The organism is Clostridium formicaceticum, from assembly GCF_001854185.1.
In the GTDB taxonomy this organism is placed as follows: Bacteria; Bacillota; Clostridia; order Peptostreptococcales; family Natronincolaceae; genus Andreesenella; species Andreesenella formicacetica.
Genome location: NZ_CP017603.1, coordinates 3688694 through 3706053 on the forward strand (window position 1 = coordinate 3688694; position 17360 = coordinate 3706053).

Here is a 17360-nt window from a genome sequence, read left to right on the forward strand (position 1 = left end):
TATTTATTTCCTATCCAATCATATTATACGATTTTTATTAAGAAAAATCAAATCTTTAATAAGTATATGACTACCAATTCATAAAAGTACATCGCCACACATTCATCCTTATAAATGTCGAAACAAATTTTCTATATCTTTCCACTCCCCTTGTTTTTGCCTTTTTTCCTTAAAATATACAAATATAGTTGTCAAGGTTAAAAATAGCAAAATACTAACGATAATCATATAGTACTTCGTATAAGGGATATATACAGCAATAATCGCTAGATAAACGCTTAGTAAAAGATAGCCTTTTATTTTTTTATTGTTTAAGACTGCTAACTTATACTTCTCCCAACTCTTTTTTGATTTACTAATCTTATTTTCAATCATTTCATCAATTTCTTCCTCAGAAGGAAACATATCACTTGCTTCTATTACATCCAAAAACTTATCTTTATTTACCAAAACCATCGTATATTTTTCATTTAACTGGTCTAAGAAACTATGACAATCCTGTGTAAAATCAGAGGTGGTAATAAAAATTCCTCGTTTTGTATTGCTGTTGATTAACTGACAGAGAAATTCCTTTAAATCTTTTAAATCTACATCAAAATTATTTTTATACATATAACATAAAATCATTACTTTATTATGATGATAAAGTGCCTCTAGGCGTATGAAGTTGTGGCTATGATCTAAACACTTTATTTCATCAAAACCTCTTTTATTAAATATCTCTGCAAGATACTCCTTCATCTCATCTACAGTTTTATTTAATATTTCTTTATAAATTTTTTCGTTAGCGATTGCTTTTCTTTTTTCCTTTTTAAAATGAGTTAATTTTTCTTTGCGAATATTTATTGAAAAAATATGATAAATGGTTAAAAAAACAGCAGCTATTACTGTTGATGCATAAATATAGCCTATTTTAAGATATGCTATTAAAAATACTGCAAAAAAAATAAACATTCTTCCCAATAGGTAATCTATAATTTTGGCCAGTCCACCTCTTTTATCCTCTTTACTACTACTATAAAAAGCTCTAAATCTCCTACTATTGGATCTGTTTTTTCTGTAATTAAAATACTTTTCTTTCATATCTTTTAACATGGTTTCTATTACATTCATTTTACAACCCTCCTTCTTTAAAGGATTACCAAAAAAATCCATAATATACCATGGATTTTTTGATAAGCTATTCTAATTCTTTAAGAAAAGTTGCTATATTTTCTATGCCTATCTCATCAATATTCACCATTTTTACAAATTGATTGTAGGAGGGGATATTGATTTTACCTGTCATATTATGGGCTAAATAATGCCGAGAATGATTTGAGTAAATAATGGCATCAATCGGCTCCTCTGCTTCGTCTATTGTTGTTACTTTGTATCCTTTTCTTCTTAAAACCTCTGCTACTTCATGAAGACCCTCTTGCACAGCTACTAATTTATTTTGCATTTTTTCAACCTCCAGATTATGTTTAAAAACAAAAACCTCCTTAACAAAATATAAGAAGGTTTTTAAGTCTTTTTATTAAGCCATTGCTCTTTCTAACTTATCAAGATGCTGTAATGGAAAATGTTTTAGTAGTTCTTTAAATTGTTCTACTGTAAGCCCCTGTGTTGTTGTATAGATTGTAATTTTCTCATCTATATCAGCTTGAATAAAACGTTGTTTTATTTCTTGGAAGTCTACCACTGCATTCATTATTAAAAATCCTCCCATACTATAGATTTAATTATAGTATGGGAAATACTTTAGATAACTATACAAATTTTTTATACTATTCATATACTTCTTTTTTTAATGTAGCAATAAATGGCAAATTCCTATACTTTTCTGCAAAATCAATACCATAACCTACAATAAATTCATCCGGAATTTCAAAACCAACATAATCAATATTTAAATCACACTTTCTTCTCAGTGGTTTATCTAGCAAAGTACAAATTTTAAGACTGGCTGCCTTTCTAGATTTCAAGTTTTCGGTTAGATACTTTAAAGTCAGTCCTGTATCTACGATATCTTCAATAATCAATACATGTTTATTCTCTATCTCTAAATCTAGATCCTTTAATATTCTTACCACACCAGAGCTTTCAGTGGAAAAACCATAACTAGATACCGCCATAAAATCAATGGATAGAGGGATGTTTATCTCCCTTACCAAGTCACCTAAAAAAATATTTGCTCCCTTTAGTACGCCAATAACAATAACTTCCTTCGAAACATATTCTTCACTAATTTTTCTTCCTAATTCCTTTACTTTTTCTTGTATCGCTTCCTTGGTAAATAAAACTTCTTTGATATCCTTTTCCATGATGTTTTCAACTCCTCTAATCAAACTATTACTTTTTAAATACTACATATTTTAATTCTTTTTCTAAATACCTTGCAATGGCATAAATAAGATCAGATAATCGATTAATATACTTTATCAAGATCGGGCTAACATCTGCTTCTGTACTTAGAGTCAATACTCTTCTTTCAGCTCTTCTACATACAGTACGTGCCACATGTAAACTAGCAGAAGCTTTACCTGTTCCAGGAATAATAAAAGCATTTATCTCGTCTATCTTTTCTAAATATTCATCTATCGTCTTCTCTAAAAAGTTTATATGTTCTTCTCGGATTTTCTGCGAAAACTTATCTTTATTCACTGTAGCCAGTTCCCCTGCTACATCAAATAGTTCTGCTTGAATTCTATATATAATTTCAATAATTTTTTCATCCTCTATGTAATTTCTTGCAAAACCCAGAGAAGCATTTAACTCATCAATCGTACCATAACTTTCTACTCTAATATCATCTTTTCTAACTCTTTTTCCATCATACAAACTAGTTTCTCCATAATCTCCTGTTTTTGTATATATCTTCATATTTTCCCTCCTTTTTTAAGTCTCATTTTTATATTTTCGACATACTTCATCTTTTTCCTCCATCATCATCAAATCTAGTTTCTATTTTATCTTTTATAGAGACAAGCTATGTATGTTCTATTCTCGAATGATATAGTGATTGAATACCATGCTAAAAATTGTACAAGTTAAATTTCATTAATATTTTGTATCTCTACTATAAATATGATACGCTAATCATAGTTTCGGAAATATTTTATTATAATACTAATAGAGGTGGATATAAATATGAACTATGAAAAAATTATAAAATCCTTCCAAATCAATAACAAAAAACACGCTTCTGCCCTACTAAAATCATCGGTTTTAGTCCCTATTATTACTGTTAAGAATGAGCTGCATATATTATTCGAAGTTCGTTCTCATCAGTTAAAGAGCCAACCAGGAGAAATCTGTTTTCCTGGTGGAAAAGTAGAAAACAATGAAACCCTTCAAACCTCTGCTTTAAGAGAAACTGTTGAAGAATTAAATATTGATACAAATAACATACAGATTATAGGAAAGCTTGACCCTGTTATTACAATGTTTAATATGATTATCTATCCCTATTGTGGCATCCTCCATAATATAAGACCAGAAGACATTTGCTACAATAAAACAGAAGTAGCCTCTATCTTCACCGTACCTATAAAAAAACTACTACAACAAACCCCCTTAAGCCATAAAATTAAAATCAATATCTCCCCTAATGAAGATTTTCCTTTTCATTTAATACAAGAGGGAAAAAAATACAATTGGAAAATTAGTGATTATGACGTATACTTTTATCAACATCAACAGTATGTCATTTGGGGCATTACTGCAAAAATATTAAAAAACTTTTTGGAAATTATACAAGCATAAACACACCAGCACCTGTTACTCTCCGGCAACAGGTGCTGGTGCTGTATTTGTTTTAAAAAAGTTTTGTAGCTCTTGGGACTTTTTATTATTAATAAAAAAGTAGTAACCTTCAATGTAAATATATTCATTATTCATCAGCCCGTAGATGTCTTCATTATCGGCAAAATAGAAGTTAATAGGTCCTACCACTTGTCCTTGCTTATTGGTGGTGTAGTCCTCTTCGACTTTGTATGTAAACAACCCTTCCACAAAATTTGCTATCTTTTCTTTTTCCCTTAGCATCCCTATGGTATGATTGTCTACATCTTTTAATTCTATTGCTGCTGATTCTAGTAGCCTTTCCTTTAGTTCATCACTTTCTATAAACTGATTTGTTTCTACCCCTTTATAATGAATATCTTCGTCATTGTTTATAAAGTCTGCATAATTCTCCGGCTCACTTGACTTGTCTGTAGAACAGCTCATTAAAGAAAGGGTCATTGCTATAAGTATTAGTATCGTCCATTTTTTCATCTTCATCTATTTCACCTTCCTCTGTCATTTCCTTTATTATATCATAGATTTATAGCATTATGCATAGGAATGATACCCAGACAAGACTGTATTCACCCCAATATAGGTAAATAATATCGCCAAAAATCCCAATATCGCAAACCAAGCTGCTTTTTTATTTTTCCATCCCTTAGATAGTCTAACATGGAGATAGATAGCGTAAATAATCCAAGTGATAAAAGACCAGGTTTCCTTTGGATCCCACTGCCAATATCTTCCCCATGCCTTTTCTGCCCATATAGCACCACTAATGATCACTACTGTCAACATGATAAAACCTAATGCGATGGCTCTGTAACTTATGCTATCCAAAATTTCAGAGGTTGGCATATATTTTGTGATAAAAGGATCTTCCTTTAGCCTATCACGAATTAAGTACATCATAGAAACGCCGCAACCAATAGCAAAGGCACCATAACTAAAAATAGCTGTACTCACGTGAATCGTAATCCAATTACTTTGTAGTGCTGGCATCAAGGGTCTTATCTCCTTGGATTGTAGTGCTGCGTAAAAAGCAACCAATACAATCAAAGGAGTAACAAAGGTACCCAATGCTTTAAACTTATACTTCCATTCAAAACCTACAAAACTTACAGCAATTCCCCATGCAAAAGTTGTAGCAAATTCATATTGATTCGATAGCGGTAATCTACTAGCTTCCACGCTCCTAGAAGCTAAGGCTACCGTATGAAAAATCACACCTAATTTCACCAATAAACTTCCATAATTAGAAAATTTTTCGTTACGAAACATAAAAAAAACGAAATAAGCCAATACAGATAAACCATAGAATATTAATGTAGCTATAAAGCTATAATCCTCATTCAACATATAAATTTACCTCCCTAAACAACTTATTGTTTGTATCAAGATTCTTTCCAAAAATATGTACTTCTTTTCCCTGCTGAACAATCATTAACTCTTTAGGCTTCTTATAAAAACATAGTATCAACCCAAGGAGGATGAACAAAGCACCTATAGCAGCTCCAGTCTTACCCTTCATTTTGTTTACTTGAAGATACGTATACATTTGAGGATCATCAAATACAAAGGTAAAATCCTGCCAATGGATAGCTTCCCCTATAGCAGCCACATTCATAGAAATCCTCTGTCCCATAAAAAATAGAGAGTACAGCACTTTAGGATTATTAGGCTGATTAGAGACACTTAGTATGCCATTTTCTGTTGCCATAAAGTCAGGATAAAATTTTTGAAATTCTATCGCAAGTATACCATTTTGATCCGCTATTCCAGTTGTTTCATAAAGTATATCCTCCTGAATCAATTCATCCCTTCGATATACTTTTATACTGGTTGCCCATCCAGCTGCTGATTGATAGAAAGCATATCCCTTATGCCTCATAGGATGATTTACATAAATATTTGATGACTTTAATGGGTCCCCCTTTTGGTTTTTCAAATCTATATGAGAGACATATTGCTTTATTGACCCATCTTCCCTATAATCTATATCAAAGTCATGAATATCTATCCTATACTCTGTTCCCTGTACTTCCTTACTCTCTCCAGGCAGACCATAGACAGAGGTGGTAAAATAAGTAAATTGACCATAGGCATAAAATACGATGGTAAGCAATACCCCTAAGTGAATAAACCATGAACCTAAATAACCCATTTGACTTTTCTTGCTATAGTACATTATTTTATTATTGTCTTTCTTGATTTTGCTAAACCCATTAAACCCATAGGTTTGAAAAATCTCTTTAAACACAATTTTATGATCCACTTTATTTTGCATTTCACCTGAAGATATTTTATCCATTATGCTGGGATTAGGAACTGCTCTAACTCTTTCTATGATCTTACTGAATCTAGAGATGCTGCATAAAAATAGATTTAAACACAAAGCACCGAGTAATACAATAAAATAAGGTGAATGATACAAATCATCTATCTTAAACATTAAAATTCCCTTTGCTATTGCCTGAGAATAACTATGCTCATAAAAGTTTACTTCTCTACCCTGTGGTACTAGAGAACCCACTACAGAAAAACCTCCGAGGATTCCCAACAACATTAAACCAAATTTCATGGACTTTAGGAAATCTACAATACCTCTAATCCTCTTTTTTCTTTTCATCTCATCACATCCTTAAACTTTATAAAAAATTCATAGGCGTTAACTTAACCCTATTATTTTCAAAATTCCCTCGCGAACTATCATCCTGAGCATAGCGAAGGATCTTGGAATGATGACAAATTATGGTCTAAGTTAACGCTAATGATAAAAAATTATAAAATAAGACTTAATTCAGTGGGCGCCTTAGCAATACACCGAAGGAGCAATTATCTTAATAGAAAACTACCACTATCTAAAAATTTCTTGATAGTGGTAGATAATTAAGTCTCATTTTATCTACTGCTGCTCTGCTAAAATATCTAACGCCTGCTGAGCAAAGTCTTTAGCCTGCTCTAAGGCTTCTCTAGCCTTCGCCGCATGATGGAACCCAGTAGAGTTTTCCACCATGACAAAATCCCAACGATACTGTGCTTTCCTATGTAAATCCCAAAGCTTTTCTACTGTATCCTCATCTAAATTTCTCTCATCTAGTGCAGTGGCAAAATCTTCTATAAGCTGCACAATCATGCCGCTGACCTCTACCTGCATTGCATCTATTTCTCTTTGAATTTCTTCTGTTTCAGCGATAATGGCCTCAGTATCTGTATGACATCTTCCGCAGGATTCTTCAACGGTTTTTAGTGGACTCTTTGCCCAGTGAGAAGTATAGGTTTCACCTTCTTCTTCTACCGTTGGCATATGGCAATCGGCACAACTTATCCCCATTCTATCATGTACACTACCTGTATACATTTCAAACTCTGGATGTTGTACTTTAATGAGTGGTGTTCCTGTTCTAGGATGCTTCCAATCATAAAAATCTCTTTCATCAAAATAAGCTTCTATCTCTTCAATCCCTATACCATTATCCCAAGGTAAAACAACTTCTCTCGTTTCTGGATCAAAGTAATATTCTACATGACATTGGGCACAGGCCATAGTTCCTGGTGATGGCTCCTGCTGCAATTTGGTTAAACCTACCGTAAGATGTGGCGCAGTTACCTGTATATTTTCTCCTGGTTCATTTCTATGACAATTATAACAGCTAATCGCATTTTCTATCCCCTGTACGGTTTCATGAAAATCTAATGTAAATAAGTCTTGTCCATGCTCTACAAATAACTTTTCATAATCAGCTGTTTTACAAGCTAGACAAGAGGCACCTGGTTTAGGTCGAGCAGTGTTGATTACATCCTCTAAAGAATAATAGTGTCCTCTAGCTACAAAATATTCTTTAGAAAATCCTATCCCATCATAAAGTATCTTTATGTTAGGATATTTTTCCAAGTAATCAACAGGGTGTAGTCCACCTAGTGTACTATCTTCCACTGTATTGTCTCCCATTCTAGAAGTTCTTAAAAAAGACTCATAAATCATAGGATACTCCTCCTGCCAATGGGCTGCTTCTAAAATCATATCCTCTGGCGCTGGCACTTCCCCTAGCGGTCTTTGAGGTACTTCTTCAGGAGTTTCTTCTGGCGTCTCCTCCTGCTGTCTTGCACAACCTATGTTGGTGAGCACTAATGTTAACACCATCACAAAAACCAACAGTGTATTGATATATCGTTTCATTTTATTTTCTCCCTTCTTGTAATCTTTAGCTTACACTTTATTATTCGCTATATTAAGAAATTCTATGATGATTTTTATATTTTTTTATACAAATATTCATAAGAAGCAAGTCATATATATTAATATTACTCATTTACTACAAATAAAGGAGGAAATAAAATGGTAATGCTCCCGCTGCAACCCCCTAATCCCACCACAGAAGAACGCTATGAAATGGTGCGCTTTGCGCTGGAAATGGAAAATCGTCCTGAGGATTTCAAAAATGTTATTTCTCTGCTAAACCCTCCCCCTGATATTACTACAATTCGCCCTCCCGGCTCTTGTAAACACATAAAGGTGGCCATTTTAGGAGCAGGGACGGCAGGCTTATCAGCTGCCTTTGAACTAAGGAAGCTCGGGGTTCATACTACTGTATTTGAAGCACAAGAAAAAAGAATTGGGGGTAGAATTTACACCCATTACTTTGACAAAGCAAAATGTTTTTATGGAGAGCTTGGGGCGATGCGTTTTGCTGCCAGTCATAATGTTATGTGGCATTATATCAACCTTTTTAAGTTAGATACTCGCCCCTTTATACAGACCAACGAAAATGCCTTTATCTATGTACGGGGCGTGCGAGTTAGAAATGACCCTGAAGGTAGAAACGTACAAAGATATATTTACCCAAAGTTTGATATGACGGAGCAGGAAAGGCTCCTGACATGGCAACAGTTAGAAGCCATTGCCTTTGAAGAACCCCTGCTTTCCATTCCTCCGGAAATCAGAAAAGAAATTCTACAAATAAGAGCCTTCTATAGTCCTCAGATAAATGTTGCGGACTTTTTCAATATTCGACAAAGTATGGAGAAGGCTGGGTTAAGCGATGGTGCTATAGCAATGCTAAGTAATGTGAATCCATCGACTGGAGGATTTCTCTATAAAAGCTTTTTCGAAATATTGATGGAGATATACGGGGTGAATTTTTCTTTTATGTATGAAATTCCCGGTGGTATGGCAAAGTTTCCCGAAGCCTTTCAACACTCTCTCCTGCAAGAATATCCTCAATATCACTATCCTACGATCTCCCCTGATGACTTAGGAAAAGTTCATTTAAAGCTTGGGCATAAAATTATGGGACTTAGTCAGTGTAGATTGGATGGAAGTGTAACCCTTCAGTATAAAGTAAAGGATAACCCCTCTATCCAGCAGGAGGACTTTGATTTTGTTATTTGTACCCTCCCCTTCTCTAGTGTCAGACAATTGAAGTTAGAACCTCTATTCAGCAGCAATAAAATGCAAGCCATTAGAATTTTAACCTATATAGCTGCTCAAAAAACTGCTTGTTTCTTTAAAAGCCGTTTTTGGGAAATGGGAGAAAAGAAGATCGTTGGAGGCAGTTCCTCAACGGATTTACCTATTAATACCATCTGGTATCCTTCTGATGATGCCCTTAGGTTGGAAGAAGAAGTAGAAAAGGACCGTAAAAAAAGCTATCATGACGCCTACGGTTGTAAATGGGACACTACATCACCTCAAGCTCCCAAGGGTCCTGGCGTTTTACTGGCTTCCTATAATTGGGGCCAAGACGCTGTAAGATTAGGAAATGTACCTGAACCCTTCCGAATTTATTTTATAAAGAGACAGGTAGAAGAGGTGCATGGCCTCTATCCCGGAAGTCTGGATCCCTTGCTGATCGATCATAAAACTGTCCATTGGAATACAGAACCATGGTTTTGGGGAGCTTATTCCTTCTATTCCCCTAGTGAAAATAGGGTGTTCTCTAAGGTAGCTATAACACCAGAATATAACAATAGGGTGTTTTTCGCTGGCGAACATGTTTCTGTATCTAGGGCATGGATTCAAGGCGCTTTGCAAACTGGTATGATGGCAGCTAACGATGTAGCAAAAGCTTGCAATAGAATTCTCTAGAAAGAAGTCTTCAAGTTGACATTTTAGAAGTGTTAATGCTATACTAAAATCAAAATAGTAAATCTATTAGAGATGTGCCCTTTAGAGGGTGAGAAAGGATTTTATACACCTCCCATTAAAGCTGGGTGGTGTTTTTATTTCAAAGGAGGAAAAGTTGGATGACTATAGATTATAGCTTATATTTAATTACAGACCGCTATTTAGTAGGAAACAAAAACTTTTTTGATGCTGTTGCAAAAGCACTAAAGGGGGGAGTTACACTACTGCAGGTAAGAGAGAAGAATGTTAGTTCCAGGGAATTTTATGCTATTAGTTCAAAACTTAAAGAAATCACAAGACAGTTTGATGTGCCTCTTATTATCAATGATCGACTAGACATTGCCTTAGCGGTAGATGCTGATGGTCTACATATAGGTGAAGATGATTTGCCGATTGAAATAGCAAGAAAATTATTGGGTAATAATAAAATCTTAGGCTACTCTGCATCTACTGTAGAAGAAGCCCGTTATGCTGAAAAAATGGGGGCAAATTATTTAGGCACTGGAGCCGTATTTCCTACCGATAGTAAAAAAGATGCAGGAGCTGCCATAGGTTTGGATAAACTTAGAGAGGTTGTAGAGAGTGTTAATATTCCCGTAGTAGGCATTGGAGGTATTTCTCCCCAAAACATAGATGCGGTAAAATCAGCCGGAGCTAATGGTATAGCCCTCATATCCGCCATATTATCCCAGGAAGATACTTATAAAGCTGCTAAGGAGCTACTTACCCGATGGAAAAGATAAGCTATGTTTTTTTTGTGGACTTTGATGGTACCATTACAAAAACGGATGTGTGTGAAACGATTATAGCAAAACTAGCAGGTCCTGGTTGGAAAGAAATCAATAAAAAGTGGGAAAGAAAAGAATTATCTACATTAGCCTGTGCTAAAGAAACCTTTAAGCTATTTACAAGAAAAGATCCCGAAGCCTTTCAGGAAATCGTGGAGACTGTAGAAGTCAATGAAGGCTTCAAAGCTTTTGTGGCCTATTGTCAAACGAAAGGTTATCCTATTTATATTTTAAGTGATGGTTATGACTACTATATTGAGTATATTTTAAATAGAGAGGGTTTAACTTTACCTTATTACTCTAATAAGTTGACTTTCTCTGCAGATCTTGAAGTAGCAACACCTCACCACTCAAAAGATTGTGGCTTATGTGGTGTATGCAAAACAGCCTTAATACAGCAGTTGAGAAAAAAAGCTGAAAAAAGCATCTATATTGGTGATGGTTCTTCCGATTTTTGCCCAGCGGAAAAAGTGGATTATGTATTTGCAAAAAAAAGGCTTCTTAATCACTGTTTAAGCTTAGGAAGACAGGTTTATAGTTTTAACAACTTTAAAGACATATTAAATCAAATGCAGCGTTTAGAGGAGGGACAATGATGAAACGTTTGTTAACAATTGCTGGCTCCGATTGCAGTGGAGGAGCTGGTATTCAGGCAGATTTAAAAACCTTTTCGGCCTTAGGAACCTATGGCATGAGTGTTATCACAGCCATCACTGCGCAAAATACACAAGGAGTAGATGCTGTTGTCGATATTGATAAAACTATGGTGAAGGCGCAGATTGATGCCATTTTTGAAGATATTGTGGTGGACGCAGTCAAGGTGGGTATGGTTTCTAGTAGTGAAATCATCCTTCAAATTACTAATTCTTTATTGGAGTGGCTTCCCCCTTTTCTTGTAGTAGACCCTGTGATGGTTTCCACAAGTGGTCGTCGCTTGCTGAAGCCAGAAGCAAAAAATACCCTTATCAAAGAACTATTCCCTATCACAACATTAGTGACACCTAATATTCCTGAGGCAGAAACAATACTAGATACAAAAATTGTTGGCATCGAGGACATGGAGCGAGCAGCTAAAGCAATCTATGCTCTAGGACCTAAAGGTGTATTGGTAAAGGGAGGACATTTACTAGGAGATGCTGTTGATATATTCTATGATGGTACAACAATAACAAAATTTACTTCTCCAAGAATATACAAAAAGAACACCCATGGCACTGGATGTACGCTTTCTTCCGCTATTGCTACTCACCTAGCACTTGGCTTTGATTTAGTAACCGCTATTAGTAAATCAAAGGATTATGTCACAAAAGCTATTGATTGCGGAATAGCGATCGGCAAAGGAGTAGGCCCCCTGCACCATTTTCACCAATTCTATCCTTCTACCGTCAGTGATTAAAATAAATCAGTAAATCCTTCTTAATTTATCATCTTAAGAAGGATTTACTTATAAAATACTCTTTTTTATAATGTAGCTATCCGCCTATGCATCTTAATACATGAAAGGCCGCATTCCCGATCATTCACTATATTTTTTATCCAAAATCTATATCGTGTATATAAAAATAATTATTTCTTTTTACTTTTCTTATAGATTGAATAAAGTTTTTGAATGATATCTAAGGGATTATCCCACTGAGTTATATGATTAGCACCATCAGTAGTGACAGCTTTTTCTATCTCATTATCTATATGATTTTCTAGAATTTCTTCCTTGCTTATAGAAGCCTCTTCTTTATTAATTTCTTTCTCTATAGGAAATGTTTCAAATATTTCGAGTGCTTCAGCTTTTTCTTCACTTATGCTCTCACTTTCTTGATGTACACGATCTTTAAAGTAATTATCCTCTTCACTTAACAATTCCTGATTTTCTGCTATGCTATCTTTAAAATCACTTGCTTGTTTATAAGGAGCATTACTTTTTTCTTCTGTTTCCTGAGCGGAGCAAACCTCCTCTATATACGCTTCGTTATCAAAGTTTTTTTGAAAACTACTTTTGTCTTCATCGCTATTCTTTTCATAGGTTTTTATCGTGTTGTTGTACATCACCCATCGTGATGTGTACATATCACTGTTTTTGGATTTTGATGAATGATTTTTCATATTGCAAAATTCTCCTTACTTTAAGTTTGACGCTACTTTTCAACTTTATTATTAAACTTTGTTATCTTTTTAAATAATCTGTAAATTTCTTCTTGATTAAACTTGCATTTTTCAGTTAAATAGTTTATTACCTTTTCAGGGTTAGAGGAAATAAAAAAGTTTTGATTTTTTGCTATTTCACTCAAAACCTTTTCATAAAGTATCTTTTCACTAGGAAATAAAATATCCTCCACTTTTATTTTATACGACTTAGGTCTGCGGTGAGAGCCTCCCTTATCTACATATTCTTCCACCCATGTATGTCCTTGCTTACATTGAAACCTAACATGTTCTGGTTTGTTTATTTTTATAACCTCAGTGCTGTTGCATTCTTTACATTTCACGTATATCCCCCCTAATTACGTTTAGAAATACCAAATACCTTAATTCCTGGTTTTACCTCAAAAGTACTAAAAGCCTCACCATTGATGCACACGGTACCTTTGTCATCTATATTTATATTTAGATCAAATCCTTCTAAATTAAATTTTTCAACGTAATAAGGAGAAACCAATACAAAAATAGCATTTGCTTGAAAAGGCGATGTACTATAAGCATTCGTCAGATTTGCTTGGTTCGATAAGTTGGCTAAAAAATTGTAACATCCACTATTTTGTATACTACTTTCTTTAGTACTTTGTTTGTTACTTATGCCATTATTTTCTTTATTAATTTTATCCTCACTGGTTTTCTTGATCTCTTCATTGATTTTTTCGTTATTTTTTTCATTCTTCTCGATATGATCTGTCAAACTTAGTTTACCCCCTTTTCTCTATGATTTAAGACTAATTATTTTCATCTGTTATTTTCTTGTCAGAATAAATGAAAATATTGCTATCATTTATTAAGTCTTCATCAAGACCGTTTATCGTTAATTCCCCTGCTTTATTAATATCTATAGTTATGGGTATAGCCTCTTCCCCACCACCAGTATTTAAATACTCAAGTCCTAAAATTACAAAAAAGTTAAATTGCGATAAATTTGATTTTCTTGATTTATATACATTCGCCTGATTAGAAAAGTTCAATGCCATTGAAGATTTAATATTTTCCAAAACCAATCACTCCATATATTCTTTCATAATTTTTTGTACTTTTTTGTTTTTTTCTTCATTAGATAGAGACTTTTCATTACGTATCCTATATAATTTTTCTAGTAATTCTATGGGATTATTGTACTTTTTACTATAAATCGTAAACTCAGCATCCTCTATCGAAGTAACTTTTATAAAAGTATTTTCTTCTCCCATCGTGCCACCTCCAATACACCTTTAAAATTTAACAGTTGTACTTTCTTTACGATCTGGTCCTTTAACATCTTTAATGGTAACAGAATCTCCTTTTTTCATTTTCTTTCTAGCTTCAATTATTTTTTCAGTCTCTTCACCTACATTGAATCGATTATGGTTTTCTACATCTACGCTTAAAGTTTTATATTTAGAATTCGCTTCATCATATGGTACGCCGTCCATGTACACTGTTCCATCCATATTAATCTGAATTTCTGAGGGTGCATTCCTATGTTTTTTTCTTGTTTTGATTTTTATCCACTGATTAGCAGGATGATCATTTATAGCCATGCTTCTACTCCCTTCTTAGCCAAAATTAATATTTACAGTAGAACAACTTTGTGTTGTAACGCTATAGGCTGAAAGAGCCATATTGGATTGTTGATTTGTGTTTATCTGATTAGAAATTTTAGCTGTCATTCGAACATTATCTTTATGCTGAATTTTAGACAAGTCCTTTGGAATAGCTTTGTTCATAGATATATCCTCTCCTTTACATAGCCTAGACAATTAAAAGTTTTATTGTATAAGTGGGCTTTGAAACAGGTGGAGTAGTGTCTCCACCTGTTTCCCCGATCTTCAGCTTTAGCTGGATGAATTCACTTAGCTCTACAGTTCAGACCTATAATATGATAAGTACTCTGCATTAACATACTATGCAATAAAGAAACTAAATGTTCTTAAGTTTAAGAAAGATCCACCTTATTCCAACGCTAAAAATGAAAGATGACAATACAGCAGAGGGCTATATTGTCATCTTTCTATTTCTTTAGCTATTCATCTTATCCATTGCTTCTTTTAAACCTTTAATTTTATCTAGTTTTGTAGCTTTTTTTGTTTTTATTGAGCTAAGGGCCTCCAATAATTCTACCGCATCTACGGAGTTAATTGCCTCATTAGACTCTATTTCATATCCTTTAATACCCATATTTAATGGATGGAATTTTTTAGAGTTAAAGGTTAATCCCCCTTTAGAGAATCCAATTTTCAATTTTTAGCGCTCCCTTCTGTAAAGATTTCTAATTAAATGATTTCTTTGTTTAACATAGCACTTTTATAGGTCTAGAATATCATCATCAGTTTGTAGTGCAAAACCAATTTGAGCTTCAATAATGTTAGTAACTTGTGCTGCTATTAATGTTAGTACCTGTAATTGTACCTGGGTTACGTTTTTTTGATTTACTACAGAAGCATAAACTCTATCTGCCATTGTATAACCTCCTTCTTGAATAAGTTATTCTTTTTAAAGGAAATTTAAGCGTCTATTACATCATTGTCAGTTTGTAAAGTAAAACCAATCTGAGCTTCGATCAGGTTAGTAACCTGCGCTGCTATTAATGTCAATACTTGTAATTGAATTTGAGATACAGTTTTTTGGTTTACTACAGAAGCATAAATTCTATCTGCCATAGTTGATTCTCCCCCTTTTTTAATTAACTTCAAAATTAGATGTCTATTACATCATCGTCTGTTTGTAAAGTAAAACCGATTTGAGCTTCAATTAAGTTGGTAACTTGTGCTGCTATTAATGTTAAAACTTGTAACTGTACCTGAGATACAGTTTTCTGATTTACTACAGAAGCATAGATACGATCTGCCATTGTGTTTCACCTCCTTTCACGTCCTCCCTTTTTTCTACTACAATATATGAAGATGTACTTATTGCGTGCTATTGAAAAAAAGTTTTTAATTGAATCTTTTTTAGTTCTTCTTTTGGATGTATGGGAATCAATGGCTTCAAATAAGTTCCAAACTATTTTTTGCTTTTAAAAAATTAAAAATGGACACATCGTTATAACACGATGTGTCCAAAGCTTTCCATCCTACTATTTAATTAAGCTTATTTGCTAAGTATCTAAAAGTTCCCCAATCTTGCTTTGGTGTTTTCATTGCTAATGCTATTTCTCTTAGTTAGGTTGTTGTCTTGGATCCTGAAAACTTGGTGGTGTAGGGTTTGGTGCTTCAAATCCATTGGTTGCAGGGGAAGGGTTTGATAAATTGAAGTAAAGTTTAGCATCTGGTGTTACCCCGAAATCTCTATTAGAAGCCGTATCTTGTATCCTATTTAATGCTTCTCTAAACATAGCATTATGCGCTTCTTCTCGATTCAACAAAAAGTCTATTGTTTCCTTTACATACTTATCATTAATCTGTCGATATAAGTATTCATAAACTACTTTAGCTCTTTGTTCTGCTGCTATATTTGATAATAAATCTGCTGCCAAGTCTCCTGTGACATTAACATAATTAGCTGTCCAAGGCTCTCCAGAAGCATTGGTCAACATAGGTGCTAATCCACCTAACACTTGATTCTCAATAACACCTGATGTAACCTGCTCTACCTTTAAATCATGTCCATTTAATAAAGTAATTGTTTGCGCTACCATCTCCATATGACTTAGTTCCTCTGCCCCTATATCCAAAAATAAATCCTTGATATCAGGATCCTTCACACGAAAACTTTGAGAAAGATACTGCATAGCGGCTTTCAGTTCTCCATTAGGCCCCCCCAATTGTTCCTGCAGTAAAGCAGCGTATTGAGGATTAGGCGCTTCGATTTTTACTTCTCGCATCATTTTTTTATCATGATTAAACATAATCATTCACCTCCAATCATTAGTATAATCAAAATTGTCTTTATTATAAGATGAAAATATCAAAAGCTATCCTTTTAAAAAAATTTCTTATAAGGATAGCTTTTTTACCTATAGCTCTTCAAGTGCTGTTTCGTTACATTCTTGAAACCTATTCACTAACTTTCCGTCAACCTCAACCTCCTCTAAAAACATAGCAAGAGGTCTTACCCATATACCTCCTTCTCCATATAACGCTTGATATACAACCAATTCCTCCATCGTTTCAGAATGCTTTGCTATATGTAACACCAAATATTCTTTTCCCTTAAAATGTCTATACTTTTTACCGATTTGGCACATACTATTCCCTCCTTACTGAAAGATATGGACACTACTGGAATCTTGCTCCCATAGTGTCCTAAAAGATTTCTTACATTTAAATTAACATTCCTTCCTTTTGAAATATATTTTTTTTATTTGCACATTCTTTACAAAGTACCTTTTTGGGTCCTCCTTGAGGATCAAGTAACTTTCCACACGTATCACATATGATACAGCAGCAGCTGGCAATCTCTGATGTACTCCTAGTGATAGGTTGCCCCTCATAGTTATATCCTATAACTACTTTTTCTTTTTTCTCTTCCATGTCACATCACCTCCCACATTACCT

The 17360-nt window shown here is 34.0% G+C and carries 28 protein-coding genes; 5 read left to right on the plus strand and 23 right to left on the minus strand.

Going from position 1 to position 17360, the window contains the following annotated elements:
* Nucleotides 1–108: 108 nt before the first annotated feature.
* The 5 genes from BJL90_RS17240 to BJL90_RS17255 form a co-directional block, all read right to left on the minus strand.
* Complete coding sequence (locus BJL90_RS17240; protein WP_070970930.1) at nt 109–1113, minus strand: restriction endonuclease; 1005 nt, start codon at nt 1111–1113, stop codon at nt 109–111.
* Between the two features lie 67 nt (nt 1114–1180).
* Complete coding sequence (locus BJL90_RS17245; RefSeq protein ID WP_070970933.1) at nt 1181–1444, minus strand: YkuS family protein; 264 nt, start codon at nt 1442–1444, stop codon at nt 1181–1183.
* A 75-nt stretch (nt 1445–1519) separates the two neighbouring features.
* Nucleotides 1520–1693: a hypothetical protein gene (locus BJL90_RS22445; RefSeq protein ID WP_169824235.1), complete on the minus strand. Its 174-nt coding sequence runs from the start codon at nt 1691–1693 to the stop codon at nt 1520–1522.
* A gap of 76 nt (nt 1694–1769) precedes the next feature.
* Entirely contained in the window at nt 1770–2306 is a 537-nt protein-coding gene (gene hpt, locus BJL90_RS17250) for a hypoxanthine phosphoribosyltransferase (RefSeq protein ID WP_070970936.1), read from the minus strand.
* A 28-nt stretch (nt 2307–2334) separates the two neighbouring features.
* On the minus strand, nt 2335–2865 hold the full coding sequence (locus BJL90_RS17255; RefSeq protein WP_070970939.1) for a cob(I)yrinic acid a,c-diamide adenosyltransferase: 531 nt from the start codon (nt 2863–2865) through the stop codon (nt 2335–2337).
* A gap of 267 nt (nt 2866–3132) precedes the next feature.
* Between BJL90_RS17255 and BJL90_RS17260 the strand changes: the two genes are divergently transcribed.
* Entirely contained in the window at nt 3133–3747 is a 615-nt protein-coding gene (locus BJL90_RS17260) for an NUDIX hydrolase (RefSeq protein ID WP_070970942.1), read from the plus strand.
* Nucleotides 3748–3762: 15 nt separating this feature from the next.
* On the opposite strand, the gene BJL90_RS17265 is transcribed toward BJL90_RS17260, so the two are convergent.
* From BJL90_RS17265 to BJL90_RS17280, 4 genes are all read right to left on the minus strand, one after another.
* A complete protein-coding gene (locus BJL90_RS17265; RefSeq protein ID WP_070970946.1) occupies nt 3763–4266 on the minus strand; it encodes a hypothetical protein in 504 nt (167 codons plus the stop codon).
* A gap of 51 nt (nt 4267–4317) precedes the next feature.
* On the minus strand, nt 4318–5130 hold the full coding sequence (ccsB, locus tag BJL90_RS17270; RefSeq protein ID WP_070970949.1) for a c-type cytochrome biogenesis protein CcsB: 813 nt from the start codon (nt 5128–5130) through the stop codon (nt 4318–4320).
* Nucleotides 5120–6400, minus strand: coding sequence for a cytochrome c biogenesis ResB family protein (locus BJL90_RS17275; protein WP_070970952.1), 1281 nt, complete (start codon nt 6398–6400; stop codon nt 5120–5122). The genes ccsB and BJL90_RS17275 overlap by 11 nt, the downstream gene beginning before the upstream one ends.
* 276 nt (nt 6401–6676) lie before the next feature.
* Entirely contained in the window at nt 6677–7951 is a 1275-nt protein-coding gene (locus BJL90_RS17280) for an ammonia-forming cytochrome c nitrite reductase subunit c552 (protein ID WP_070970954.1), read from the minus strand.
* Between the two features lie 159 nt (nt 7952–8110).
* Between BJL90_RS17280 and BJL90_RS17285 the strand changes: the two genes are divergently transcribed.
* The 4 genes from BJL90_RS17285 to thiD all read left to right on the plus strand — a co-directional run bounded on the left by BJL90_RS17285 (nt 8111) and on the right by thiD (nt 12082).
* A complete protein-coding gene (locus tag BJL90_RS17285; RefSeq protein WP_070970956.1) occupies nt 8111–9859 on the plus strand; it encodes a flavin monoamine oxidase family protein in 1749 nt (582 codons plus the stop codon).
* A gap of 158 nt (nt 9860–10017) precedes the next feature.
* Nucleotides 10018–10641, plus strand: coding sequence for a thiamine phosphate synthase (gene thiE / locus BJL90_RS17290; protein ID WP_070970959.1), 624 nt, complete (start codon nt 10018–10020; stop codon nt 10639–10641).
* The gene (locus BJL90_RS17295) at nt 10629–11282 is read left to right on the plus strand and encodes an MtnX-like HAD-IB family phosphatase (RefSeq protein ID WP_070970962.1); all 654 of its coding nucleotides are present in this window, start codon (nt 10629–10631) and stop codon (nt 11280–11282) included. Before thiE ends, BJL90_RS17295 begins: the two co-directional genes overlap by 13 nt.
* A complete protein-coding gene (thiD, locus tag BJL90_RS17300) occupies nt 11282–12082 on the plus strand; it encodes a bifunctional hydroxymethylpyrimidine kinase/phosphomethylpyrimidine kinase (protein ID WP_070970964.1) in 801 nt (266 codons plus the stop codon). The genes BJL90_RS17295 and thiD overlap by 1 nt, the downstream gene beginning before the upstream one ends.
* Before the next feature lie 170 nt (nt 12083–12252).
* Here the strand turns inward: thiD and BJL90_RS17305 are convergent, their stop codons facing one another.
* The 14 genes from BJL90_RS17305 to BJL90_RS17350 all read right to left on the minus strand — a co-directional run bounded on the left by BJL90_RS17305 (nt 12253) and on the right by BJL90_RS17350 (nt 17336).
* Nucleotides 12253–12786, minus strand: a complete 534-nt coding sequence (locus tag BJL90_RS17305) for a hypothetical protein (RefSeq protein WP_070970967.1) — start codon at nt 12784–12786, stop codon at nt 12253–12255.
* Nucleotides 12787–12818: 32 nt separating this feature from the next.
* The gene (locus tag BJL90_RS17310) at nt 12819–13169 is read right to left on the minus strand and encodes a hypothetical protein (RefSeq protein ID WP_070970970.1); all 351 of its coding nucleotides are present in this window, start codon (nt 13167–13169) and stop codon (nt 12819–12821) included.
* An 11-nt stretch (nt 13170–13180) separates the two neighbouring features.
* The gene (locus tag BJL90_RS17315) at nt 13181–13576 is read right to left on the minus strand and encodes a hypothetical protein (RefSeq protein ID WP_236904945.1); all 396 of its coding nucleotides are present in this window, start codon (nt 13574–13576) and stop codon (nt 13181–13183) included.
* 34 nt (nt 13577–13610) lie between these two features.
* Nucleotides 13611–13880: a hypothetical protein gene (locus tag BJL90_RS17320; RefSeq protein WP_070970973.1), complete on the minus strand. Its 270-nt coding sequence runs from the start codon at nt 13878–13880 to the stop codon at nt 13611–13613.
* Nucleotides 13881–13886: 6 nt separating this feature from the next.
* The gene (locus BJL90_RS17325) at nt 13887–14075 is read right to left on the minus strand and encodes a hypothetical protein (protein ID WP_070970976.1); all 189 of its coding nucleotides are present in this window, start codon (nt 14073–14075) and stop codon (nt 13887–13889) included.
* A 21-nt stretch (nt 14076–14096) separates the two neighbouring features.
* Nucleotides 14097–14405 (minus strand): hypothetical protein, encoded by a 309-nt coding sequence (locus BJL90_RS17330; protein ID WP_070970978.1) that lies wholly within the window; start codon nt 14403–14405, stop codon nt 14097–14099.
* 15 nt (nt 14406–14420) lie between these two features.
* Nucleotides 14421–14591 carry a hypothetical protein gene (locus tag BJL90_RS22150; protein ID WP_156778839.1) on the minus strand — a complete coding sequence of 57 codons (171 nt, stop codon included), beginning with the start codon at nt 14589–14591 and terminating at the stop codon, nt 14421–14423.
* A 292-nt stretch (nt 14592–14883) separates the two neighbouring features.
* Nucleotides 14884–15105, minus strand: coding sequence for a hypothetical protein (locus tag BJL90_RS17335; RefSeq protein ID WP_070970981.1), 222 nt, complete (start codon nt 15103–15105; stop codon nt 14884–14886).
* Between the two features lie 63 nt (nt 15106–15168).
* A complete protein-coding gene (locus BJL90_RS22450; protein WP_169824236.1) occupies nt 15169–15324 on the minus strand; it encodes a hypothetical protein in 156 nt (51 codons plus the stop codon).
* Nucleotides 15325–15368: 44 nt separating this feature from the next.
* Nucleotides 15369–15524, minus strand: a complete 156-nt coding sequence (locus tag BJL90_RS22455) for a hypothetical protein (protein WP_169824237.1) — start codon at nt 15522–15524, stop codon at nt 15369–15371.
* Between the two features lie 35 nt (nt 15525–15559).
* Complete coding sequence (locus BJL90_RS22460; protein ID WP_169824238.1) at nt 15560–15715, minus strand: hypothetical protein; 156 nt, start codon at nt 15713–15715, stop codon at nt 15560–15562.
* 306 nt (nt 15716–16021) lie between these two features.
* The gene (locus BJL90_RS17340) at nt 16022–16711 is read right to left on the minus strand and encodes a manganese catalase family protein (RefSeq protein WP_070970984.1); all 690 of its coding nucleotides are present in this window, start codon (nt 16709–16711) and stop codon (nt 16022–16024) included.
* Nucleotides 16712–16819: 108 nt separating this feature from the next.
* Nucleotides 16820–17050, minus strand: a complete 231-nt coding sequence (locus tag BJL90_RS17345) for a DUF1653 domain-containing protein (protein WP_070970986.1) — start codon at nt 17048–17050, stop codon at nt 16820–16822.
* A gap of 76 nt (nt 17051–17126) precedes the next feature.
* Entirely contained in the window at nt 17127–17336 is a 210-nt protein-coding gene (locus BJL90_RS17350) for a hypothetical protein (protein ID WP_070970988.1), read from the minus strand.
* Between the last annotated feature and the right edge of the window lie 24 nt (nt 17337–17360).